This is a genomic window from Lentzea sp. DG1S-22, from assembly GCF_036321065.1.
Classification (GTDB): domain Bacteria; phylum Actinomycetota; class Actinomycetes; order Mycobacteriales; family Pseudonocardiaceae; genus Lentzea; species Lentzea jiangxiensis.
The window spans coordinates 1,895,317-1,919,784 of the sequence record NZ_CP143276.1; the positions used below are offsets into that span (position 1 = coordinate 1,895,317).

The window sequence follows — 24,468 nt, forward strand, 5'->3', positions numbered from 1 at the left end:
GACTGTAAAACGAGCGGTGTAACTCCCGATCATGGAAGTGCACCTGATGACCGACATGATGTCCGGCGTGGAGAACGCTGAGGACTCAAAGCCCGCAACCGGTCTGGACGGCCTGGACGAGCAGCTCGTCGCGCAGCTGCTGAGCAGTGCCAAGGCCAGTGGCCTGAAGCTGACCGGTGAGGGCGGGGTGCTGCAGCAACTGACCAAGCGGCTGCTGGAGTCCGCGCTCGAGGGCGAGATCACCGATCACCTCGGCTATGACAAGCACGACCCGGCCGGGCGCGGGACCGGAAACTCGCGTAACGGCACTCGGTCCAAGACCGTGCTCACCGACGTCGGCCCGGTCGAGATCGACGTGCCCCGCGACCGCGACGCCAGCTTCGAGCCCAAGATCGTCGCCAAGCGGCAGAGGCGCCTGGGTGGAGTGGACGAGATGGTGATCTCGCTGGCCGCCAAGGGTTTGACGACCGGCGAGATCTCCGCGCACCTTGCGGAGGTCTATGGCGCCGAGGTGTCACGGCAGACGATCTCCACGATCACCGACAAGGTTGTCGAGGGCATGATCGAGTGGCAGAACCGGCCTCTCGATCCGGTGTATCCGGTGATCTTCATCGACGCGATCCATGTGAAGATCCGGGACGGTCAGGTGGCCAACCGGCCGATCTACGTCGCGCTCGCGGTCACCTGCGAAGGACGGCGTGACATCCTCGGGTTGTGGGCCGGCGATGGCGGCGAGGGCGCGAAATATTGGCTGCACGTGCTGACCGAGCTCAAGAACCGCGGCGTGGCTGACGTGCTCATGGTCGTCTGCGACGGGCTGACCGGCTTGCCGGACGCGATCACCACGGTCTGGCCGCAGACGATCACCCAGACCTGCGTGGTCCACTTGCTGCGCAACAGTTTCCGCTACGCCGGCCGTCAGCACTGGGACCCGATCGCCAAGGCCCTCAAGCCGGTCTACACCGCGCCGACCGAGGCCGCGGCCCGCGAGCGGTTCGCCGAGTTCACCGAGGCCTGGGGCGCCCGCTATCCGGCGATCGTGCGGTTGTGGGACAACGCCTGGGCCGAGTTCGTGCCGTTCCTGGCCTTCGATCCGGAGATCCGGCGGGTGATCTGCTCGACCAACGCGATCGAGAGCGTCAACGCCCGCATCCGTCGCGCGGTCAAGGCTCGCGGGCACTTCCCCAACGAGCAGGCCGCGCTGAAATGCGTCTACATGGCGATCATGAGCCTGGACCCGACCGGCACCGGACGCAAACGCTGGACCATGCGCTGGAAACCCGCGCTCAACGCGTTCGAGATCGCCTTCGACGGCCGACTGGCCGCCGGACGCAACTAGTTTCCTTCAACCTGAGTTACACCGCTCGTTTGACAGACCCTCGGTCAGCAGCCAGGCACCACCCGCGGGGGTGGACACGAAGACGAAGTGGTAGTCCGCGCGGGTGGACGGCGGGCTGCTGAGCTGTAGCCGGATGGTCCGGTCGGGGCCAGTGCCGGGGCTGTTGGTCACCATGTTGAAGTGGGGACCAGGGCAGCTACCGGGGCCGGCGAGTGCCTCGATGAGCTCTGCACGCAGCGGGGCCCAGTGACTACTGTTCACGTCGACGATCCCCATGAGGATCGCCTCCATGTTGTAGCCGTTTTCGCAGGCGCGCCGGAACCAAAATCCGAAGTCGCGGGAGATGGAATCATCGCCCCAAGTAACCTGGGCCGGCTTGACCAGACCACCGCGCAGGTAGAGCTTGACCTTGTCGTCGCCGTAGAACCGTGCCACCTGCTCCTCGCGGGTGTGAGGTGGCTCGACGGTCACGGGCGGCACAGCCGCAGGCGTCTGGGTGGCGGTGACACCGGGCTCGGTGGCACCGGGCTGGCCGGGAGCCGGGTTGTCGGTGATTGCGTTGGTGAACCAGGACAAGAACACGATCGCGAGAACCATGGCGACAGCGGCGGTGGTCAGCCAGATGTGAAAGATCTTGCGTCGCTTCATCCCGTGCCTCCGTACGTCGGGTAGGCCACGTCTGCCGGCGCGACGTACAACCAAACGCGCCACCAACAACTCGAAGCCGACACCCTTCGTCTGACACATCGCCGTACCGAAGTGTCAAGCCAACCTGCGTCCAAGGCGGTCGCCCCGAGGGACGAGCGCCAGCAGATATCGGCACCGGACCCCAGCACTGGGGTTCGACCGGTTAGCCCATGTCGATTCCTGCTTTTGATACTTCTATCGGCCTACCTTGAGGCAGGGTTACAGGGGGCTACGGATCCGTCCGTGAGCCACCGTAAGTACCGAGCGCCGGGTCGAAGCTTGTCGTCGGTGGCCAACTCATCCGCCACGCGTGGCTGGAGATTGCCGGCTGATCGCCGCACGGTATCGCGGTCGAACAAGTGGTCGCGCAGCTTCGACAGCGACCAGGTCGAGAACGCCGTGCCGCCCTGGGAGGCGGGGGACGTCCGGGCGATCAGGCAGATCTGCGCACGAACCGCCTCGCCGATCACCTTCGGGCGTCCCGCGCTCCATTTCGTGTCCAGCGCGCAAACTCCCGCTCGTTGAACGCGTGGATCACATCACGCATGTAATCAGCGCTGACCTGCATCAACGACGTGATTTCGGCACTGGCTGGACCTGGGCGGACATCAACACCACGATAGTCCGACGCAATCGAACCGCGTCCTTCTCGGTCCGCCCGATCCGGGCCAGCTTCCGACCCTCCTCCATTGACAGCGATCGGACGAACACCTCCGGACGACGACCCTCGCCACCTCCGCACACGATCTAGGGAAGTAGCTTGCCCGGTCACCCGACCACAACGATTACCGGGTCAACGTCTCGAGATGCAGCGCTAACCCTCCGGACAGCTTGCGCCGGAAAGCCTGGTGTGGTCTGTACAATTTCGGTCGCAGGCCCCGAAGCGGTCACCACGAAATCGCTCAGGCCGCCCTACTCATCGGCGACTTTTGCCTGCGTCGCCCAATACATCGAGCACGGATCCGTAGCGAAGTAGTCAATGGCCACAGCGAACGAAACAACCCCAAAAAACATGACCGACGAAACGCCAGCTGCTCGTCCTCTTCGATCGTGACCGCCGCGGAAGAGTAAGGCAACCTGGGTGAAGAAAACGGAGGAGATGCGAGATCGTCCGTGCTCCTCACCCGATGATGGCACCGGCCGACTACGCCGGTGCCCCAGGACCGACGATCGCGGAACCTCGGCCCTGGAATCCGGAGCGACCCCACTGCCCGGCCTGGCATCACGCCAGGGTGCGGCACCCCCGGAGACCCGGCAGCGAGTACGGGTCGAGGAGGTCGTCGGGCCTGCCCTCGATGGACACCTTGGTGCCGAGGCCGTATTCGGCGGCGAGATCGAGCAGAACGTTCAATGCGACGTGGTCTTCGAATGCGAACCCGGTCGAGTCGAACACGGTCAGCCGGGAGCGGTACTCCTCCGCCTCCGCCGGATGCGCGCACAGGTGCGCCAGAGTCGGCCCCATCTCGCTCTCGTCCAACTGCTGGCACTCGCCCTCATGGCGCGCCTGCTCCGGGTGATCGGGGCAAACCACGGCACGCCGGAGCAGGGAGACGGGCAGTTCGGTCTTGCCGATCTCATCCGCGCCGATGGAGTTGATGTGCAGATGCGGCCGATGCGGACCGTCCGGGAAGACAGGCCCCTCGCCCACCGGCACCGACGTGGCGGTGCACAGCACGTCGGCCTCGGCGAGGATGCGTTCGGGGTCCGCAGAACGCACATCGACACCCAGGAAGTCGACTCTCTGGGCGTAGCTCTGCTCGTGAATGGGATTGATGTCGTGCACGAGCACCTCGCGAACGTCGAGCACCTGGCACAACCCCTGGAGTTGAGTCACGGCCTGCGTGCCGGTACCGATGATGCCGACCGTACTCGAGCCGGGTGCGGCCAGCTTCTTGGCGGCGATCGCTGACGCGGCCCCGGTCCGAATCGCCGTCAACAACACGGCATCGGCCAAGGCAACCAGCCTGCCGCTGTCGTCGTCGATCCGGGCAACGGTGCCAAGAATGGTTGGCAACCTGCTGTTCTGCAGGTTGCGTGGACTGTAGGCGACGGTCTTGACCGTCACCCCCACGCCGGCCTCGCGATGCGGCATGGTCTCAATGACACCGGGCACCTCACCGGCGCGGGTGAACCCCGACCGCTGGGGCGAGTTCGTCCGCCTGCCGCACCCCAGCTCGACGAACTCCTCTTCCAACGTGTCAATCATGCGGCGCATGAGTTCGTCCCGGCCGACCAGCTGCAGCATTCGGACGATGTCTTCCTGACACAGCAGCCAGGTGTCCATCACACATCACTCCTCGTGATCAGGTCCAAGTAATGACTGGCGCAATCCCAATTACTCCGCCCACCGCAACCGAATACTTCTCCGGCTGCAAACATCGAGCGCGAGGCACAACCTCACTACTTCTACAACATGCAGCATGCAGCCGCACTGCTCACGGTTCTGTCCTGTCGACGGGACAGAACCGCCTATTCCATTGCAGCTCGCCCGATGAACATCTAGTTTCCGGTTGTGAATTGTTCGCCACCTCTGCGCAGTGCATGTATAACTGCTACGGAAAGCCAGAATGCCGCAGGCCGGTCGAGCCTGACGGCTCTGGCGTGCCCATTGAACTCGCATTGCCATCTTCACTGACAGCTGTCGGGGGTTTGCGGTGTTGTCGAACGCGCAGAAGGACGTCAGGTTCGTACGATGGCCTGCCGAGGCGGGACTGCGCAGTCGGTGTAGAGACGAAGGAGTCGCGTGCCTGCTCGTGGTGGAGGGCGGTGCGAACCCGCCTGTCTGCGTCGACCCGAGGGAGGACTGGGTCAGGGCGCCTGTGTCCAAGTTGGACCTAGAGGCACGGATCACCGCACTGCGCAACAGGATCCGTCGCACCAAGTCTCCTCTACTCGACGATACGGGCACCCTGTACTACAACTCCACGTCGGTCACCGTCTCTGATGCGCAGGCCGCACTGCTGGACCTGTTCATCGCTCGCTTCGCCCAGGTGGTCTCTCGTGAGCAGCTGGAGACACAGCTGGCGCGGCGGGACTTCAGTCCGACGCGCAACTCGCTTGACCTGCTGATCATGCGGCTGAGGAAACGCCTGGCTGAAGTCGGACTTTCGGTCCGGACCGTGTGGGGGCGCGGGTACGTGCTGGAACCTGCGGCCCGGGAACAGAGCGCGTGATCCGGGAGGTGGGGCGCACCCACGCGTCCCACCTCCCGCAAACGGGTTGGGTCGCGTCGTGCAGGCCAACGCCCTCATTCTGAGCCGGCAGACGGGCTCTCCGACAGCAACGTGTCGTGCACCTGCGCCCGCAACAGCCGCAGTCTGGGGAACGGCAGAGTGACGCGGCGAGCCAGATACTCGACCCCGCTGCTGCCACCAGTACCACCGCGGTTGCCCACCATCTTCGACACCAGTGCCAGATGTGTCATCTTCCAGCGCCAGTAGCCATTCGCCACGTCCATCAGGGCGTCGGCAATCCGGTTGAGCACCCCGGCGGCCGGCCCCAGGGCGCAGATGTCCGACACGGTGATCTCCCTGTGCATGGCCAACATCTCGAACGCCTGATACAGGCGGCCCTCTTGTCGGTCGCCGCCGAGCAGTCGTGCCAGCAGGCGGAACTGCGCCGACTGGGCGCCGCTGGCGCCGTCGAGGAACGGTCGGAACTCGGCGAAGTGGCGAAGCGGCAGCTTTTCCAGCGCGATCAGCTGGTCGTGCAGAACACGCAGGAGCTCGGCGGAACGTTGCAGGAACTCCAGCGCCAGTTCGTCGTCGTCGGGGCCGTGGGGAGGCATCATCGCCTTCGCGGCGGCGTCGAGGTCGATGGTGATCTGCTTAAGCCACAACTCGCAGGACTGGTGGGTGACGATGAAGAAGTGCTCGGCCAGCACCACCGCCTGGCTGGCGGTGTCCGGACTGCGGGTCTCCTGGAGAGACAGCAGGGTTTCCACCTGGAGGTAGTCCGAGTAGGTCAAGGTCGTCATCAGGCAGCTCCACCGCGTTCGTGCGCGAAGTCCAGCAGCTCTTTCACGCCGTGCCTCAGCACGTGAGGTTCCACGCACATGGCGATTCGGATGAGGTGACGGGACCAGGGTGCCGGTTCTGCCGACGTCACTCGGCCTCTGGCGTCCAGGCGGGGCGTCAGCGCGAAGCCGGTGCCGGGTACGACCGCGACGTTCTTCACGGCGAGCAGGTCGGCGGCGAACTCCTCGGCGGTCAACCCGGTCGGTGCGACGTCGAGCACCGCGTACCAACCCCCTGCCGGGAGCTCCGGCAGCAGGCCCGCGTCGCGAACCGCGGGCAGCGCTGTGTTGCGGTTGGTCAGCACCATGTGGTGGTTGTCCCGCACCACGTGATTGAGCCGCAATGCCTCCAGACCCGCGTACTGCACGGGCGTCGACATCGCGATGAGGTTGGCCTCCTGCACGATCCTCAGGGCTTTCGCGGTGCGTTCGTCGGCGGTGCTCAGGTAGCCCAGCCGGTAGCCGGTCATCGCGAGGCTTTTGGAGAACGTGTGAACGCTGTGCACGATCCGCTCCGGCACCGGCACGTCACGTTCCAGCGACGCGATCGACACGTGCTCGCCCTCGAAGACGAAATGCTCGTAAGCCTCGTCGCTGATGATCTGCCAGCCCCGTCCGCGTGCCAGGTCGAGCAGCGCTCGCTGGGTCGCGATGTCGAGGACAGCACCGGTGGGATTGGCCGGCGAGTTGAGCAGCAGCAGCCTGGTGCCGGGCGTCGCGGCCGCCAGCACCGTGTCGGGATCCGGCCGATAGTTCCGATCCAGCGGATAGAAAACCGGGCGGAGCCCGGCGAGGATCGCCTGCTGGAGGTGGATCGGCCAGTGCAGCTCCGGCAGCAAGATTTCCGCACCCGGTTCGGCCACCGCCTGCATCAGGGCGGCGAGCCCCTGACAGGACCCCGGAGTGACGAACAACCGCGACGGATCGGTGTCCACACCGTTCTCCGCAGCGAGCTTCGCGGCCAGTGCCTCGCGCAGCTCCGGCAGTCCTTCGACCGCCGTGTAACCGGTAAGCCCGCGCTCGACCGCGTGCGCGAGCGCCCTGCCGACTTCGGGGGGCGGGGTGAAGTACGGTTCACCGACGTGGAGCTTGGTCACCGGCGCACCGGTGGCGCGCTCGTGGTCGTCTGCATCACGGAAGACGCGGTGCAGTTCCGATGACGGGATCGTCGAGGCGATGGACGTCCGGGCCAGCAGGTCCGGATTAACGCTTCGGGTGGTCATGACACCTCCGTTTCGATCATGAGGATTTCGCCCGCGTCGGGCGCATCACGAAGTGCGACCGCCGTCGACGGGGATGAGTGCCCCGGTGATCCAGCCGGCGAAGCCGGGGTCAAGCAGGCAGCAGATCCACTTGGCGACCTCGTCTGGTTCGCCGAACCGGCCCATGGGAGTCGCTGTGAGCAACGACGAACGCAACGAGTCGGCGTGTTCCCCGTCGAGCCCCATGTCGCTCCACATCGGCGTGTCAACCGGTCCTGGCAGAATGGCGTTGACTCTCACGTCGGGCGCCAGTTCCCTGGCAAGCGATCGGGTCAGGCTATTGAGTGCCGCCTTGCTGGCGCCGTAGAAGGAGCGCCCCGGCATGGCCAGTGCCCCGCCGACGGACGACACATTCACCACCGCACCGCGCTCACGCCGCAGGTGCGGAAGCGCAGCTCGGATCAGGGCGGCAGGAGCACGGACGTTGGTCGCCAGCAGCCGCTCGAAGTCCGTGTCCGACGCCTCGTCGAGCGGCGCGAAGCGTGCCAGACCCGCGTTGTTGACCAGACCGTGCACCGTGCCGAAACGAGCGACTGCGGTCGCAACGACGTGCTCGGGTGCGCCGGGCCGGGTGATGTCGACGACGACCGCCTCGACGCGATCATCGCGGCAGTCGCTCAACTCACGCAAGGGTGCTTCACGTCGTCCGACGACGGTCACATTCGCGCCGAGCTTCAGCAGGTGATCGGCGACCGCGCGTCCCATCCCGGTGCCGGCCCCCGTCACGATGATGGTGCGGTCGGCGTTCCCCCGCCCCTCCGCCATGATCTCAACCACGATCGGTCACCTCGGTGCGTCGCCTTCTTGCGTACGCGGTCTCGATCCGCGTCACCTTGGCAGACGGCGAAGCGGTCGCGTGCCCGGCGGGGCGCGTGTCCTCCAGGACATCGGCTACGAGTTCTGCGGGATCGACCCACACGTGGAAGTGCGCGCCGTCCCTGCTTCGGACACTGAACCTGGCCGTCGTGTAGGCCGACCACTGTCCCAGCTCCGCACGGTCCACCAGGGGATCTCCGACCCCGTGGTAGCAACGGATAGGACACGACAGGGCAGGCGTGACGGCTTTCGGCGCGTACAGTTCGCTGGCGCGGATGTCCGCCCGCAATGTCGGCAGCAGAATGTCGCGTAACTCGGGATCGTCGGCCACAGCAGGCTCTACACCGCCGAGGGCGCACACCGTCGCCCACAGCGCTTCGTCGTCGAGCTGGTGCGTGGTTCCTCCGCCGGCGCGATGCGGAGCGGGTGATCCGGAGACCATCAGCAGCTGAGGCGGTGCTCCGGCGTCACGCAGCATCACCGCGGTCTCGTAGGCGACCAGAGCGCCGAGACTGTGTCCGAAGAACACCAGCTTTCCGGTGTCTCCGCGAAGAAGTTCCGTCGCGATCCCCGCTGCCATTTGCCGGACATCGTGCGCGGGGGCCTCCGCGAAACGGTCACCTCGACCTGGGTATTGCACGCCGACCAGTTCGGTGTGCGGCGGCACGTACTCCGCCCAAGCGGCGAAGCTCCGTGCGGAACCGCCGGAGTGCGGGAAACAGACGACGCGGACGTCCGGGGTGCCCGAGGACTGCACAGTGCGCAGCCAACATCCGCGTCCGGTACTGCCTTGAGCGGTTGGGACCATGACCTCCGCCTCGACCAGACTGTGTGCGAGGCGCCGTCCGCCGCAACGGGTGGCGCCACGCGTCCTCGTTCGTCTCGGTCCTAATCTCCCGCCCGTCGGACGGATCAGCATCACGCCTCGACAGAACTGCGCCAGATGCGGCCGGAGTGCACGCAGCGGTCTGTGACGATGCCTCGCATGGACAGATGTTCTACTCGCACAACGCTTCGCCGCATCACGCACGAAAGGAGTCGTCGATGAGCACGCCTACCGCCGGCTTCACCGCATTCGACCTCACCGACCCCACGACGTTCGTGCACAACGACCTGCAGCAGTTCTGGGCTGAGGTGCGCGACCGGAATCCCGTCTTCTGGCATGAAAGCCGTTGGAACTGCCCCGGTTTCTGGGTGATCTCGCGGCACGCCGACGTGCTGGCCGCCTACTTGGACGCGACGAAGCTCAGTTCCGCCCGCGGCACCGTCTTGGACGTGTTGATGCGCGGCGGTGATTCCGCCGGCGGACGGATGCTCGCGGTCACCGATCGTCCACGGCACCGTGAGTTGCGCAACCTGATGTTGCGAGCATTCTCTCCTCGAGTACTCGGTGAGGTGGCCCTACGCGTCCAGCGCCGCGCGGACGAGCTGGTTGACCGAGTCACCCGTTCAGGCAGCTTCGATTTCGCCACCGAAGTGGCTGAGCACATTCCGATGAGCACGATCTGCGACCTCCTCTCGATTCCGTCAGCCGATCGCTCGGACCTGTTGCGCTGGAACAAGAACGCGCTGTCGTCCGACGAGGCCGATGTCGATCCTCTGGCAGCGTTGGAGGCGCGCAACGAGATCTTGCTGTACTTCTCCGATCTCGCCGCGCACCGCCGCGTCCACCCCGGTGACGACGTCGTCAGCATGATCGCGACGGCGATCGTCGACGGTGAGCCGCTGTCCATCGACGACGTTGCGCTGAACTGCTACAGCCTGATTCTCGGCGGCGACGAGTCCTCGCGGGTCTCGGCGATCTGCGCGATCAAGGCGTTCGCGGACTTCCCCGACCAGTGGCAGGCTGTGCGCGCTGGTGACGTCGATGTGGACACCGCGGTCGAGGAGGTGCTGAGGTGGGCCACGCCGGCACTGCACTTCGCGCGTACCGCCACCGCGGACTTCGAGCTGCACGGGCGGTCGGTGCGGGCCGGTGATGTCGTGACCATGTGGAATGTGTCGGCGAACTTCGACGAGCGCGCGTTCGATACGCCGGAAAAGTTCCATGTGAGGCGCAATCCGAACAAGCACGTGTCGTTCGGCCACGGGCCGCACTTTTGTCTCGGTGCCTACCTGGGCCGGGCGGAGCTGCGGGCGTTGCTGACCGCACTGGCCCGCACCGTGTCCCGCATCGAGTTGACGGGCAAGCCCAAGCGTGTCTACTCGAACTTTCTCAATGGGCACAGCTCCCTACCCGTCACCTTCACACCGTGATGCCCGACGAGGGTGGACATCACGGTGTCAGTGGATGGTGAGGCGCTCTGTCTGATCGGGGTAGCGCGCACGAATCTGCCGGCTCGCGGCAGGTCCCGCGACGAACACGCATCGCCCGGATGTCAGGGGCTCTCCGGTGAGGGAGTCGACCACGACCGGGTCGACTTCCCGCCCCGTCGCCGGATCCACCAGCATCAGGCTGCGCTCTTGAGGCGCGAGGTCGCGGTTACCCCATGCCGCCATCACCAGCAACAGTGGGCGCAGCGCGAGTCCTGCCGCCGTTGGTTCGTGGTCGCCCTGGTCGTCGCAGCACAGGAGTTCGGCGGCGACCAAGGCGGCGAGGCGTTCGGCCGCCACTGCGAAAGGCAGACCTAAGTTCTTCGCGACCGCACTCGCATGGGAGTGGCCATCGAAGACCTCATGCAGGACTTCCAGCGCCCACCAGCCACCCACGGCGTCAACGGTGCGGCCCAACGGGCAATCCGGGATACGGGCCATCGCGTCTCCTCTGATCTTCACACCGACATGCGCAGCGCGACCTTGTCGACCTTGCCGACCGCAGTACGTGGGAACTCATCGACGGACACCACCTTGTCCGGGATCTTGTAGGTGGCCAGGCCTCGTTCACGCAGGAACGCCTTCATGCTCGCCGGCTTCACCTGGTGCTCGTCGCGCAGGATGACGAACGCGATGCTCTTCTCCCCCAACACGGCGTCGTCCACACCGACCACTGCCGCGTCGCGCACCGCGTGATGGGTGAGCAGGTGCTCCTCCACCTCCTCCGCAGGCACCTTCTCGCCACCGCGGTTGATGATGTCCTTGATGCGGCCGACCACGACGATGTTGCCGTCCGGCCGACGACGGACCATGTCCCCGGTGCGGAAGTAGCCGTCCGGTGTGAACGCGCGCTCGTTCTGTTGCTCGGCGCGGTAGTAGCCGCGGATCGTGTAAGGGCCGCGCACCAACAACTCTCCCTCGGCTCCATCGGGTACGGACCGGCCGTCGGCGTCGACGACGAGGATTTCGTCGTGTTCGGCCATCGGGCGTCCCTCCGTGCTGACGACGATCTCATCCGGATCGTCCAGGCGTGTATAAGTCAGTAAGCCCTCCCCCACACCGAACCACTGGGTAAGGCCTGCACCGAGGCTGTTGTGCACTTCCGCCGCGCGTGCCGGATCGAACTTGGAACTGCCCACCTGCAGCAAGAGATCCGGGAACCGCGCAGCGGACTTGTGTGCGGCGTCGATCCACAGTCGCACCACGGGCGGCACCAGCGTGGTCAGCGTGACCCGTTCGCGCTGCAGCAACGGGAAGATCTCGTCGGGCCGCACGCTGGAGGTCAGCACTGCAGTACCGCCAGCCAACAGCGCACCCAAGACGCCGGGACATCCCAGCGCAGAGTTGTGCCCCACGGGGTTCACCGCCAGGTACACGTCATCCGCGCCGAAACCGAGCGCTTCTGCGGTAGCTCGCATGTTATAGGCGTAGTCGTCGTGCGTCCGCGGAATGAGCTTGGGCAGACCGGTCGTGCCACCGGACAACAGGAACAACGCCGGCTGAGAGGGATCCACGACCGGCAGCTTCCCGCCGGGCCGGTACAGGTCGGCCAAGGCGGTGAACTCTTCGGGTTCGCCGACCACCACCACCTGCTCCACGGTGGACACCTCGTCTGCCACCTCACGTGCCAGGGCGCGATGGTCGAAGCCCCTGACCCGATCCGCCACGACGAGTGCCACCGCCCGGGAGTGTGCGCACAGGTGGGTAAGCTCGACCTTGCGGTGCCCCGGCAGCGCCATGACGGGAATGGCGCCGATCTTCAGCAGTGCGAAGACGAGTACGACAAACTCGGGGATGTTGGGCAGTTGGACGACAACGCGGTCCAGCGGCTTGATACCCCGGCGAAGCAGGCCGCCGGCCAGTGCCGCGGACAGCTTGGACAGTTCGGTGTAGGTCATGCGCTGTGCGCCGCACACGAGGGCGATCTTGCCGGTGTTCCTGGCACAAGCCTCGTCAAGCAGATCTCCCAGCGGCCGGCCCAGCCAGTAGCCCTCCCTGCGGTAGAGCGCCGCCACTTCCTCGGGCCAGGGCACACACCCTTCGAGCATCGGTGTCACTCCAAGAGGTCGGTGAACTGAACGGCACGGCGAACACGCGCCGGAATACCAGCGTGATCCATGTCGCGAGGCGTGGGCCGCAACGGTGACAGAGATACGACAGCACCGGTGAGTGGGATCACGGACCCGGCTAGGTTCTGTCCGCAGAGCGGCCGGCGCCGACGCCTCGTACCCGGTATCGAGAGGACGGAGTGAGCACAGTGCCCACCGTTCCGGAGTTGTTCGAGTCCATCGCCGTCCGCGCGGGAGACGACCCAGCGGTGGTATACGGCAACCGCGTCACGACCTACGCCGAGCTGAACACCCGTGCCAATCGGTTGGCGAGGGTGCTGGTCGAGCGCGGCGTCGCCCCCGACACCGCCGTGGCGGTGTCGATGCCGAAGTCCGACGAGTTGATCGTCGTGCTGCTGGCCGTGCTGAAGGCGGGAGGTGCCTACCTCCCGCTGGATCCGCAGTACCCCGCCAAAAGGCTGGCACACATGGTCCAGGACACCCGGCCACTGTTTCTGATCCGGTCCGAGACCGTGGTGCCCGACCTCGGTGTGCCGGTGGCAGAACTGGTCGTGGACGCCCCGGAGACGGTTCGTGACATTGCGCGCCACGCCGGCCACGACCTGACCGACACCTGCCGCCGGGCACCTCTCCTGCCAGAGCACCTGATGTACGTCATCTACACATCTGGTTCGACGGGAACGCCAAAGGGTGTGGCGGTGACGCACACCGGCGTCGCCGACATCGTGGCCGCCCAGGCCGCCACCATCGCTCCTCGCCCCGGTGACCGGGTGCTCCAGTGGGCGTCGATCAGCTTCGACGCGGCGTTCTGGGACTGGTCGGCGGCGCTGCTTTCCGGCGCCACACTCGTCATGGCTCCATCGGACGAACTGCTGCCCGGCCCGCCGCTGCACGAAACGCTGCACCGTCACGCGATCACGCACGCCGTGCTGCCCCCGGTCGCCTTGAGCGCCACAGACCAGGAGGGTGTGCTCGTCGGCGGCACCGTGATGTCCACCGGCGATGCGTGCACCAGAGCGTTGGTGGAGAAGTGGTCTCCGGGGCGCCGGATGTACAATGGTTACGGCCCAACGGAAACTACCGTCGGATCCACAATCGCGGGTCCTGTCACCACTTCCGACGAGATCACCATCGGTACGCCGTGGCAGGGAAACACCGTGCAGATCCGTGACGAGCGACTGCGTCTGGTCGACGACGGTGCCGACGGTGAGCTGTACCTGGCAGGCAACGGACTGGCTCGTGGCTACCTCAACATGCCGGGCCTCACCGCCACCAGGTTCGTGCCCGATCCCTCCGGTCCGCCTGGCGCCCGGATGTACCGGTCCGGAGACCGCGGCCACCGCCGCGACGATGGCCAGCTGGTGTTCTCCGGTCGCGGCGACGGACAGGTCAAGATCCGTGGTTTCCGCGTCGAACTGGGTGAGGTCGAAGCATGCCTCACCGCCCATCCTGCCGTCGACGTCGCTGCTGCGGTGGTGGTGGGAGACCTCGAAAGTGCTCGGTTGACCGCCTTCGTCAGCATCCTCGACGGCGCGCAGATCTCCGGCGCCGAACTGCGCGCCCACGCAGCGCAGACCCTGCCCGATCATATGGTGCCCTCCTCCGTGCACCTGCTGACCGAACTTCCGGTCACCGCCAACGGCAAGATCGACCGTGAGGCGCTGCGGAAGCTCGCCAGGTCGGCGGCACGTCCCGATGAGCGGCCGGAGACCGGCGAGGCCGGTGCCACGACCCTGGTAGAACGCACGTTGTGCTATCTGGTCAAGGACATCTTGTCTGTGCCGGAGGCCAAGCCCAGCGACAACTTCTTCGATCTCGGCGGCCACTCCGTGCTGGCAACCCGGCTCGCTGGTCGGCTCCGTGACGAATTGGGAGTCGTCGTGCCGATGAGGGCGATGTTCGAGACCAGCACGTTGTCCGAGCTCGCGTCCGTGGTGCGGGCTTCAATGAGTTCCGTCCGCTGAGCTGTCGTCCACCGCCGACACGGATCAGCCGCTGACCACTCGAGTGGTCAGCGGCTGATCCGTATGCGGAGCGGGTTCTATCGCCCGGCTGTGTGCGGAACGGCCATCTCGTGCACCACGACCGCGGCTGCGGCGACACCGGGATGACGCTGCAGCACCGCCTCGATCTCCCCGAGCTCGATCCGCGCACCAGCGATCTTGACCTGCCGGTCGACCCTGCCGACGTATTCCAGGGTGTGCTTGCCCCGTGCCGGGTTAACCGGCTCGACGAGCTTCACCGCGTCACCGGTGCGGTACAAGCGCCCGGACGCGGTGTCGCCGAACGGGTCGCGGAAGAACGCGTCCCGCGTGCGTTCCGGGTTGCCGAGGTAACCGCGGCCTACGCAGATCCCGCCGATGAACAGCTCGCCGACCTCACCGGGTGGGCACGCCGTCCAACCATCGTCCTCCTGACGCAGCACGTACAGGCGGGTGTTGATGATCGGCGATCCGATCGGTAGCCGCATCCGCGCCAGCTCCTCCACGTCGACGACGTGGTGTGTGACATCGTCCGAGCACTCGGTGGGGCCGTAGGCGTTGATCAGGGGGATGTGCGGGCGAGCCTGGATCCACTGACGAGCGAGCTGGGTGGGCAGCTCCTCACCATTGGAGATCATCCAGCGCAAAGACCGCAGAGTGTCCTGGTGACCGGCCAGATCGTGGACCATGTGCCGGAGCATGGTCGGCACCAGCTCGTAGACGGTGATGCCGTGATCGTCGATCGCGCGGGCGGTGGCGACCGGGTCGAACGCGATGTCGTCGGGAAGCACCACCACCCGGCCTCCGGCTACCAGCCCGCACAGCATTTGCCATACCGAGACATCGAAGCCGAGGGGTGATGACTGTGCGACGACGTCGTCCTCGGTCATCTCGAGGTCGACCACCTTGCAGTACAGATGGTTGATCATGCCCTGGTGCTCGATCACCGCACCCTTGGGCTTGCCAGTGGACCCGGAAGTGAACAGTACGTACCTCGGTCGGGCGGGCGACTCGTTCCTGGGAGGCTCCGGCCAGGGCGCACACTGCCCGGCGGCGACGGCCCGTACTACCGGACAGCCCGCCGCGGCGGCGCCCTCGGCCAGCGCAGGAGCCGATTCACCCGTGTCGACGTTGAGCAGGAGTACCGCACCGGACTGCTCGAGCACGTCACGCACGCGCGCGGCGGGCCAGTTGCTGTCGGCAGGCACGTACACCGCGCCAAGCAGTTCCAGAGCCAAGAACGCGGCGACCACAGTAGCTCCACGTTCTCCACCGACGGCCACGACCTGGTTCTCCCGCACGCCCGACTTGTGCAGCAAGCCGGCCAGCCTGCGGGATCGCGCCGCCAGCTCGGCGTACGACACCTCGCCGTCGGCGTCGATCACGGCAGGCCTGTCGCGCTCCGCCGCGAACCTCTCCACCAAGCCGATCACGGAGACCGACCAGTCCACGGGGTGACCGCGGATCATGTTGTGCTCGCGGGAGATCCGCGCTGCCTCCTCCGCCTCGGCACCCGACAGGTCCAGTACGGGCAGCGCGTCCAATGGCAACAGCCGGTCGCGCACGTCGTCCATCAACACTCCTCGATTGCTCGTCAGGCGGGCCGGGCCTGGTGCGTGGTCGTCGCACCAGGCCCAGGGGTTCAGGCGGACATGGCCTCGCGGAGGCTCCGGGGACGCATGTCGGTCCAGTGCTGCTCGACGTAGTCGAGGCAGTTCGCGCGGCTGTCTTCGCCGAACACCACCCGCCATCCGGCAGGCACTTCGGCGAACGACGGCCACAACGAGTGTTGGTCCTCCGCATTGACCACGACGTAGAAGCGGCCGTTTTCGTCGTCGAACGGATTGGTGCTCACCGCAACTCCTCTCAGCGTTCTTCGAGTTCCTTGGCGATGATCTTGGCGATCTCGGCCGCGTACTGCGGCCAGTACATCTCCTGGTGGGCACAACGGATGTCGTGCCTGGTGATCCGGCCGGTCACGTGAGACCGCCACAGGTCGGCGAACTCCTCTTCCAGCACGCGCTCGCGGCGGTCGGCGGGGTCGAGCAACGCGTTGAAGAACAGCACGTCGCCGGTGAACACCGGTTGCACGAAGCGCTGCATCATCACGGTGTGGTGAATGAGAATCGAGGTGGCCGTCTGCACGAGTACCGGGTACTCCGACATCCCTGCGAGGCGCCCCATGTAGGCGCCCAGCAGGTCGCGAACTTCCTCCTCCTTCGGAGGATCGTATTTAGCGAACTTGCTGCTGGGCACCGAGTCCAGCAACGCGAGCAACCGCACCTCGTGGCCCAGTTGCTGCAACCGCGAGGCGACGGCGTGTGCGATCGGTCCGCCGATCGACCAGCCCAGCAGATGGAACGGTCCCTCCGGCTGGACGGTCAACATCTGGCCGATGTAGTCGTCGGCCATCTCCTCGATCGACTGCGGCTGCGTCGTCGTGCGGTCGTACCCCCGCGCCTGGATGCCGTATATCGGCCGGTCCGCCGGCAGGTACGGGGCGAACCCCATATACGGCCAGCACAAGCCACCACCGGGGTGCATCCACCACAACGGTTCCCTGTCGCCCTCGGTCCTGATCGGCAGGACGACCGCGTAGGGGTCCGAGAATCCGGAGTCGGTGACGTCGGGCGTCAAGTGCACGGCGAGTTCGGCGACTGTGGGAGCCTGGAAGATTCGCCGCAGCGGGACCTCGACGCCCATCTCCTCCTTGATCCGCCAGATGAGACGGATGACGCGCAGGGAGTGGCCACCCAATGCGAAGAAGTTGTCGTCGATGCCGACCTTGTCGACACCGAGCACCTCCGCATAGAGCGAGCACAGCATTTCCTCCTGGGCGATGCGCGGCGCGCGGTAGGCACCGCCGATGAATTCAGGCTCCGGCAGGGCCGCCCGGTCCAGCTTGCCGTTGGGTGTCAGCGGCAACCGGTCGAGGACGACGAACGCCGAGGGCACCATGAACTCCGGCAGGCGCTCCGCCACAAACGCCCTCAACCCACCGACCTCGAGACCGGTGGAACCCAGCTGGGCCGGCACCACGTACGCCGCCAGGCGCTGGTCTCCCGTCCTGTCCCTGCGCGCGACCACGACGGCTTGACCGACACCGGGGTGGTCGAGCAGCACGGCTTCCACCTCGCCCGCTTCGATGCGGAAGCCGCGTATCTTCACCTGGTGATCCGCCCGGCCGGCGAACTCCAGGCGTCCGTCGTAGGTCCACCTGGCGAGGTCGCCGCTGCGGTACATGCGCTCGCCGGACGCGCGGAACGGGTCAGGCAGGAACCGCTGAGCGGTCAGGCCTGGCCTGAGATGGTAGCCGCGGCCCACGCCAGCACCCGAGACGTAGATTTCGCCGATGACCCCCGGCGGCACCGGCTGAAGGTCCGGTCCCAGCACGTAGACGCGCACGTTGGGCAGCGGCCGGCCGACGGGAACGGGGCCGCTCTCCGGCAGCTGTGCGTCAGGAGGAAGGACGTGCACCGTGGTGTAGAAGGTCTCACCGGGTCCGTAGGAGTTGACGACCCTGGCTCCTGGCACCACCTGACGGATGCGCTCGACCAGCCGGGTGGACAGCTCCTCACCGCCGAAAACCACGGTTCCTGCCTGTACCTTGCCCTCGATCTGGTCCGCGAGTTCGGCGAACACCGACGGGACGGTGCTGACCAGGTCGCCGGTCCAGCTCTCCCGTTCGCTGAGCACCAGCACGTCGCGCACCAGCTCCAGACATCCTCCTGAGCAGATGGTGAAGAACACCTCGAACACGGAGATGTCGAAGCTGATCGAGGTGCCGGCCAGCGTGCGGCCGCCTGCAGGGACACCGGTCCAGTCCGGCATGGCCAGCAGGCCGTTCACCACGTTCGCGTGCGTCAATGCGATGCACTTCGGCATGCCGGTCGTGCCGGACGTGCCGAGCACGTAGGCCAGGTTGTCCGGCCGGGTTCGGCGCACGGCGGCGAGGTCGGCCGGGGCGGTGTCATCGGTGTCGTCGTCGCCTAGTTCGTCCAGCAGCACGAGTTGTGCCTCGCCGACCCGTGGCAGAGCCGCCGCTGTCGCTTCATCGGTGACGATCAGCGCAGGTTCGGCATTGGTGATCACTGCAGACAGGCGAGCCGCAGGGTAGTTCGGATCCAATGGCAGGTAGGCGGCTCCCGCCTTGAGGACGCCGAGCAGGGCCGCAATCAACTGCTCTGACCGCGGCAGCGCCACTGCGACGACCGAGTCCGCTCCTGCTCCGAGCCGCAGCAACGCCCGTGCGATCCGAGCCGCTGACCGGTCCAACTCGCGGTAGGTGAGCTGGACGTCGCCGCAGTGGACCGCCGGTGCCTCGGGAGTATCTCGGACTTGGTGCTCGAACAGGTCGGGCACGGTGAGCTCGGGCAGCGGCGCCGCGGTCTGATTGATCAACTCCAGCTGCTCGCGCTCCGCCTCGTCCAGCAGATCTCCGGCACCGATGGGTGCGGCAGGCTCGGTGACAAGCCGCCCGACGATCCGCACGAACCTTCCGACGAGCCGTTCGACCGTGCGGCGGTCGAACACCTCGGTGGCGAACTCGACCGCGCCGTCGATCGCACCGTCCGTCCGCGGGGTGAGGTTGAACAGCAGGTCGAACTTCGCCGTCGTGGTGGTGTCCGGCTCGACGGTGACGTGCAGGCCGGGCAGCTCGAAGTCCGGCCAGGCGTTGCTCTGCCAGGCGAACATCACCTGGAACAGCGGGTGATACGCCGTCGACCGCTCCGGGTTCAGCAGCTCCACCAACCGCTCGAACGGCACGTCCTGGTTGTCGTACGCCGCCAAAGCCTTACCACGCACCCGGTCCACGACATCGAGGAACGACGGCCTGCCCGACAGGTCCACCCGCAGTACCCACGTGTTGACAAAGAAGCCCACGAGTTCCTGCAGGTTTTCGTCCGGCCGACCTGCGATCGGCGACCCGATCGTCACGTCGTCACCGGCTCCTGTCCTGTGCAGCAAGACGGCCAGCGCCGCCTGGAGAACCATCGGAGTGGTCGCACCCAGCCGGCGTGCCAGCTCCTCGAGTCCGGCCGCCAGTTCGGGCTCGATCGCGAAGTGCACGACATCACCGCCGTAGCCGGCGACCGGCGGGCGCGACCGGTCCAGCGGAAGCCGCAGCGGTTGTGGCAGATCGGCGAGTTCCTGGCGCCAGTACTCCGACTGCTTCGAAATCATGCTTTCCGGATCGTTCTCGTCACCGAGCAACTCCCGCTGCCACAACGTGTAGTCCGCGTACTGCACCGGCAACGGATCCCAACCGGGAACCACACCCGCCAACCGCGCGGTGTACGCGGCGGAGAGGTCACGAATCAGAGGAAGAGCGGAGGCACCGTCGGCGGCGATGTGGTGCATCACCAGCACGAGCAGGTGTTCCTCTGCACCCAGCCGCAGCAAGTGCACTCGCAGCGGGCTTTCCGCAGCGAGGTCGAAGCCCTCGGCTACCACGTCCGCCACGCTGTCGGACACGGCCTCCGGCGCCACTTCGGCGAGCACGATCTCAGGCGCGATATCGGCTGTGGGCAGCACGGACTGTACGGCGTCGCCGCCCTCGGCAACGATGACCGTGCGCAGGCTCTCGTGGCGCTCCACCACGTCCCGCACCGCATCGGCCAGCGCCCCGACGTCCAATCGGCCGGTCAACCGCAGCACCGCGGGCAGGTGGTAGGTCGAGGCGGGGCCCTCGAACTGGTGCAGGAACCACAAACGCCGCTGGGCGAACGACAGCGGAACATGGTCGCCCCTGTGCGCGGCGACCAAGGACGGACGGCTCGTGGATCCGGTGCCCAGCCGGGGAACCAGCGCGACGACGGTCGGGTGGTCGAACACCTCGCGGATCGCCACCTGGGTCCCGAACACCGCCCTGATGCGGCTGACGAGCCTGGTGGCGAGCAGGGAGTGGCCGCCGATGGCGAAGAAGTCGTCGTCGATGCCAACCCGGTCCCTGCCCAGCACCTCGGCGAACAGTCCGGCCAGCACCTCTTCTTGCGGGTTGCGCGGGGTGCGGTGCGGGCCTGTGGTGAAGTTGGGACTCGGCAGGGCACGGCGATCCACCTTGCCGTTGGGCGTCAGGGGCACGCCCCCGATGGCGACGATGGTGGCGGGCACCATGTACTCGGGCAGCCTCGCGCGCAGGTACGTGCTCAGTCCGGCCACCAGCCGCGTCACGCGCCGGGCTGCGGTCGGGTCGTTGGTCAGCTGCTTGCGATCGGCGCTGGGCAGGTAGAGGTCGACCACCGCTTCCGGCGTCATCGGCAACAGGACTACGTCAAAGTGTGCGGGATGTCGTGCTGACCAGGTGGGCAGTGCGATCAGACCTCGCTGCCCCGCCCACTCGATCAGCACGCCGGGGTCGAGCTCGTCGACACCGTCGACCACCGGTGCCATTACCTCGGCGGCTGTCGTCATCTCTCCGGTCAAGCGCGCGTTCGGCACGTCGACCAGGCGCAACCGGGTGTTCTCGTCGAGCCGTGCCGCGAGCGCATCCAGAGCGCCGATGTCCTGCCACCGCACCGAAGGAAGATCCGCCAGTGACACCACTTCAGCAGGTGCCTTGTGCAGCACCACCTCGTAGCGGTGCCGGGTGAGTTCGTTGTGGTACGTGCCCGGCTTGAGGCGGATGTCGGCGCCGGCTTCCCGGCCCGCGATCCACTGGAGGAACCACTCCGGTTCGATGACGAGTTCCTTCTCCAGCAGCAGGGCCTGCTCGACCGCGACGCGCAACGCCTGCCCGCTTGCGTCAGGCCGCCTGGTCCGCTGGACCGCTGCCTGGAGCAGTGGCAGCGTCCCGGCGCGGCGCACGTCACCGACGACGAGACGACCACCGGGACGCAGAAGGTCCCATAGCGCGGTCAGGGCCCTGTCGAGGTAGTCGGCGTTCGGGAAGTACTGCACCACTGAGTTCAACACGACGACGTCGAAATGGTTCCGGGGCAGGCTGGTGACGTCGTCGGCCGCCTGCACGAGCAGATGCGCGCGGTCGGCGAACCCGGTGGCGGCGACCTGGCTGCGCAGTCGTTCCACGACCGAGGACGACAGATCGGTGCCCCAGAACTCGTCCACCTCCGGCAAGATCGCGGCCATGAGCAGGCCGGTGCCCACACCGACTTCCAGCACCCGCTGCGGACGGCCGCGCAGCACCGTGTCCACTGCGGCGTCGCGCCAGGCCCTCATGTGCGCCAGCGGGATCGGTTCGCCGGTGTAGGTGGAATTCCAGATGCCGAAGTCCTCGCCCCATGCCGGGTCGGCGGAGTGTTCGTAAGCCTGGTCGTAGACGTCCCGCCACTCCAGCACCTGGTCGTTGACGTCGTCCGGGTCGTCCGCCGCGGTGACGTCGGGCACGACGTAGGCGACGAGTTGCTGGTCGCCTGACTGTGCCTCTCTGACCACGACGACGGCTTGGTCGATATGGTCGTGCATGGTGAGTGCGTGCTCGATCTCGCCCAGCTCGATGCGGTGTCCGCGGATCTTGACCTGGGTGTCGACCCGGCCGGCGTACTCGAGGTTCCCGTCGCGGTTCCAGCGCACGAGGTCGCCGGTGCGGTACATGCGGCGGCCGGCGGAACCGAACGGACAGGCCACGAATCGGCTGGCCGTCAACGCGGGCTGGCTGTGGTAACCACGAGCCAGACCGGTGCCGGAGATGTAAAGCTCGCCGAGCACGCCGGGTGGCACCGGCCGGAGATGCTCGTCCAGGACGTGCACTCCGGTGTTGGCGATCGGTCGTCCGATGTGGACGTTCTCGCCGTTCATCACCGCGGCGGTCGACCAGATCGTGGTCTCGGTCGGCCCGTACAGGTTCGTCACCTCAGCCGCGTGTTCCTGCAGGGCGACCGAAAGCGGCACAGCAAGCGCCTCACCCCCTACCAAGACCTGCAAACCGGTCAGCTCTTCGGTACCGGTGGTGATGAGTACCTGCCACAACGACGGCGTCGCCTGCATGATCGTGGCGCCACTGCGCTCGACCAGATCGAGCAGCGCTTCGGGGTGCAACACCGTGTTGCGATCGGCGAGCACCACACGCGCTCCGGTGATCAACGGCAGATACAACTCCAGCGCCGCGATGTCGAACGCGACGGTTGTCACCGCCAGCAACCGGTCCTGAGCCGTCAACGGGAAACGATCCCGCATCGCCAGCAGGAAATTCGTCAACGCCGCGTGCTCGACGACCACGCCCTTCGGCCTGCCGGTCGAACCCGACGTGTAGATCACATAGGCAGCATCGGCCAACGCCGGCCCCGGCAGATTCTCCTCCGAGTACCCGGCGAAATCCCGGGACAGGTCCTCTTCTCGGACCGTCACGGCGGCGTCCGCGTCGCTGATGACCAACTGCACCCGAGACGCCGGAAAGTCGGAATCGACCGGAACGTAGGCACCGCCGGCCTTCATCACCGCCAACAACACCACCACCAGATCGACCGACCGCGGCAACACCACCGCCACCCGATCCCCCGGCAACACACCACGCTCCACCAGCCACCACGCCACCCGATTCGCGCGGGAGTTCAACTCACCGAACGACACCGAGACATCGCCGAACTCCACAGCCACAGCATCCGACGCCCTCGCAGCCTGCCGCTCGAACAATTCCACGACGGTCTGTCCCGGAACCTCGCCGCCGGTCCAGCTCCAAGTCTGCAGCAGTCGCAGTTCCTCGGCGTCGAGCACGCCCACGTCGCGGACCGCGTGCTCGGGCCGATCGACGAGTTGGCGGACGATGTCGAGGAACCGGGTGACGAGCTTGGCCGCGGTGGGCCTGTCGAACAGGTCGGTGGCGAACTCGACGCCGCCGTCGACGCCGCCGTCCTGGTTGGGGCTCAGATTGAAGAAGAGGTCAAATTTCGCGGTTCCTGTCCAGTCCGGCTCGACGGTGACGTGCAGGCCGGGCAGCTCGAAGTCCGGCCAGGCGTTGCTCTGCCAGGCGAACATCACCTGGAACAGCGGGTGATACGCCGTCGACCGCTCCGGGTTCAGCAGCTCCACCAACCGCTCGAACGGCACGTCCTGGTTGTCGTACGCCGCCAAAGCCTTACCACGCACCCGGTCCACGACATCAAGAAACGACGGCCTGCCTGACAGATCGACCCGTAGGACGAGGGTGTTGACGAAGAAGCCCACCAGATTGTCGAGGGCGTCATCGGTGCGGCCGGCAACCGGAGAGCCGAGCGTGATGTCGTCCCCTGCGCCGAGCCGATGGAACAGCACCGCCAGGGCCGCCTGCAGCACCATCGACACTGTCGCCCCGCATCGGCGGGACAACTGCTCCACGGCGTCGTGGAGCTCGGCGTCGATGGTGAACTCGACGACATCACCTCGGTAACTGGCAACCGCAGGACGGGGCCGGTCGGTGGGCAGCCGCAACGGCTGCGGGACATCGGCGAGTTCCTGGCGCCAGTACTCCGACTGCTTCGAGATCAGGCTTTCCGGATCGTTCTCGTCACCGAGCAACTCCCGCTGCCACAACGTGTAGTCCGCGTACTGCACCGGTAACGGATCCCAACCGGGAACCACACCCGCCAACCGCGCGGTGTACGCCGCGGAGAGGTCACGGACGATCGGTGCCAGGGAACCGCCATCACCTGCGATGTGGTGCACCACCAGCACGAGCAGGTGTTCCTCAGCAGACAGCTGAAGAAGCTGCGCTCGAATCGGAATCTCGGTGCCGAGGTCGAATGGACGCGTCAACGCCTCCGTGACAGCGGCGTTCGCCGAGACGGCGTCCACGGATTCGGCCAAGACCGGAAGGTCCACCTCGGCAACAGGGACGACCTGCTGGAACGGCACACCCTCAGAGTCTTCTGGGAACAGAGTGCGCAGGCTTTCGTGGCGCTCCACCACATCGCGCACCGCCTGTGCCAGGGCCGCGACATCCAACCGGCCGGTCAACCGCAGCACCAGCGGCAGGTTGTAGGTCGCCGAAGGACCCTCGAACCGGTGGATGAACCACAACCTGCGCTGAGCGAAGGACAAGGGGATCATT

15 protein-coding genes are annotated in these 24,468 nt (G+C 66.5%); 4 read left to right on the forward strand and 11 right to left on the reverse strand.

Annotation, left to right across the window (positions count from 1 at the left end; translation table 11 throughout):
• Positions 1-58: 58 nt before the first annotated feature.
• Positions 59-1,339 (forward strand): IS256 family transposase, encoded by a 1,281-nt coding sequence (locus tag V1227_RS08430; protein ID WP_442916519.1) that lies wholly within the window; start codon positions 59-61, stop codon positions 1,337-1,339.
• A gap of 6 nt (positions 1,340-1,345) precedes the next feature.
• Here the strand turns inward: V1227_RS08430 and V1227_RS08435 are convergent, their stop codons facing one another.
• Both V1227_RS08435 and V1227_RS08440 read right to left on the reverse strand, forming a co-directional pair.
• Complete coding sequence (locus V1227_RS08435) at positions 1,346-1,987, reverse strand: hypothetical protein (RefSeq protein WP_329791952.1); 642 nt, start codon at positions 1,985-1,987, stop codon at positions 1,346-1,348.
• Positions 1,988-3,248: 1,261 nt separating this feature from the next.
• The gene (locus tag V1227_RS08440; RefSeq protein WP_329791953.1) at positions 3,249-4,310 is read right to left on the reverse strand and encodes an ornithine cyclodeaminase family protein; all 1,062 of its coding nucleotides are present in this window, start codon (positions 4,308-4,310) and stop codon (positions 3,249-3,251) included.
• A 535-nt stretch (positions 4,311-4,845) separates the two neighbouring features.
• Between V1227_RS08440 and V1227_RS08445 the strand changes: the two genes are divergently transcribed.
• Entirely contained in the window at positions 4,846-5,199 is a 354-nt protein-coding gene (locus V1227_RS08445; RefSeq protein WP_329791954.1) for a winged helix-turn-helix domain-containing protein, read from the forward strand.
• 74 nt (positions 5,200-5,273) lie between these two features.
• On the opposite strand, the gene V1227_RS08450 is transcribed toward V1227_RS08445, so the two are convergent.
• Genes V1227_RS08450 through V1227_RS08465 form a run of 4 tightly spaced genes read right to left on the reverse strand, consistent with a single transcriptional unit; the run spans position 5,274 to position 8,876 of the window.
• Positions 5,274-6,002 (reverse strand): tryptophan 2,3-dioxygenase family protein, encoded by a 729-nt coding sequence (locus V1227_RS08450; RefSeq protein ID WP_329791955.1) that lies wholly within the window; start codon positions 6,000-6,002, stop codon positions 5,274-5,276.
• A complete protein-coding gene (locus tag V1227_RS08455) occupies positions 6,002-7,264 on the reverse strand; it encodes a pyridoxal phosphate-dependent aminotransferase (RefSeq protein ID WP_329791956.1) in 1,263 nt (420 codons plus the stop codon). Before V1227_RS08455 ends, V1227_RS08450 begins: the two co-directional genes overlap by 1 nt.
• A 45-nt stretch (positions 7,265-7,309) precedes the next feature.
• Positions 7,310-8,080 carry an SDR family NAD(P)-dependent oxidoreductase gene (locus V1227_RS08460; protein WP_329791957.1) on the reverse strand — a complete coding sequence of 257 codons (771 nt, stop codon included), beginning with the start codon at positions 8,078-8,080 and terminating at the stop codon, positions 7,310-7,312.
• Positions 8,073-8,876 (reverse strand): thioesterase II family protein, encoded by an 804-nt coding sequence (locus V1227_RS08465; RefSeq protein WP_329791958.1) that lies wholly within the window; start codon positions 8,874-8,876, stop codon positions 8,073-8,075. Before V1227_RS08465 ends, V1227_RS08460 begins: the two co-directional genes overlap by 8 nt.
• Before the next feature lie 287 nt (positions 8,877-9,163).
• On the opposite strand from V1227_RS08465, the gene V1227_RS08470 reads away from it, so the two are divergent.
• Entirely contained in the window at positions 9,164-10,375 is a 1,212-nt protein-coding gene (locus V1227_RS08470) for a cytochrome P450 (RefSeq protein ID WP_329791959.1), read from the forward strand.
• A 27-nt stretch (positions 10,376-10,402) separates the two neighbouring features.
• Here the strand turns inward: V1227_RS08470 and V1227_RS08475 are convergent, their stop codons facing one another.
• Positions 10,403-10,873, reverse strand: coding sequence for a hypothetical protein (locus tag V1227_RS08475; RefSeq protein WP_329791960.1), 471 nt, complete (start codon positions 10,871-10,873; stop codon positions 10,403-10,405).
• A 17-nt stretch (positions 10,874-10,890) separates the two neighbouring features.
• A complete protein-coding gene (locus V1227_RS08480; RefSeq protein ID WP_329793979.1) occupies positions 10,891-12,480 on the reverse strand; it encodes a (2,3-dihydroxybenzoyl)adenylate synthase in 1,590 nt (529 codons plus the stop codon).
• Positions 12,481-12,707: 227 nt separating this feature from the next.
• On the opposite strand from V1227_RS08480, the gene V1227_RS08485 reads away from it, so the two are divergent.
• On the forward strand, positions 12,708-14,465 hold the full coding sequence (locus V1227_RS08485) for a non-ribosomal peptide synthetase (RefSeq protein WP_329791961.1): 1,758 nt from the start codon (positions 12,708-12,710) through the stop codon (positions 14,463-14,465).
• 77 nt (positions 14,466-14,542) lie between these two features.
• Here V1227_RS08485 and V1227_RS08490 read toward each other — a convergent pair whose 3' ends face one another.
• The 3 genes from V1227_RS08490 to V1227_RS08500 form a co-directional block, all read right to left on the reverse strand.
• Complete coding sequence (locus tag V1227_RS08490; RefSeq protein ID WP_329791962.1) at positions 14,543-16,057, reverse strand: amino acid adenylation domain-containing protein; 1,515 nt, start codon at positions 16,055-16,057, stop codon at positions 14,543-14,545.
• Between the two features lie 68 nt (positions 16,058-16,125).
• Entirely contained in the window at positions 16,126-16,338 is a 213-nt protein-coding gene (locus V1227_RS08495; protein ID WP_329791963.1) for an MbtH family protein, read from the reverse strand.
• Positions 16,339-16,349: 11 nt separating this feature from the next.
• Positions 16,350-24,467, reverse strand: coding sequence for a non-ribosomal peptide synthetase (locus V1227_RS08500; protein ID WP_329791964.1), 8,118 nt, complete (start codon positions 24,465-24,467; stop codon positions 16,350-16,352).
• Between the last annotated feature and the right edge of the window lies 1 nt (position 24,468).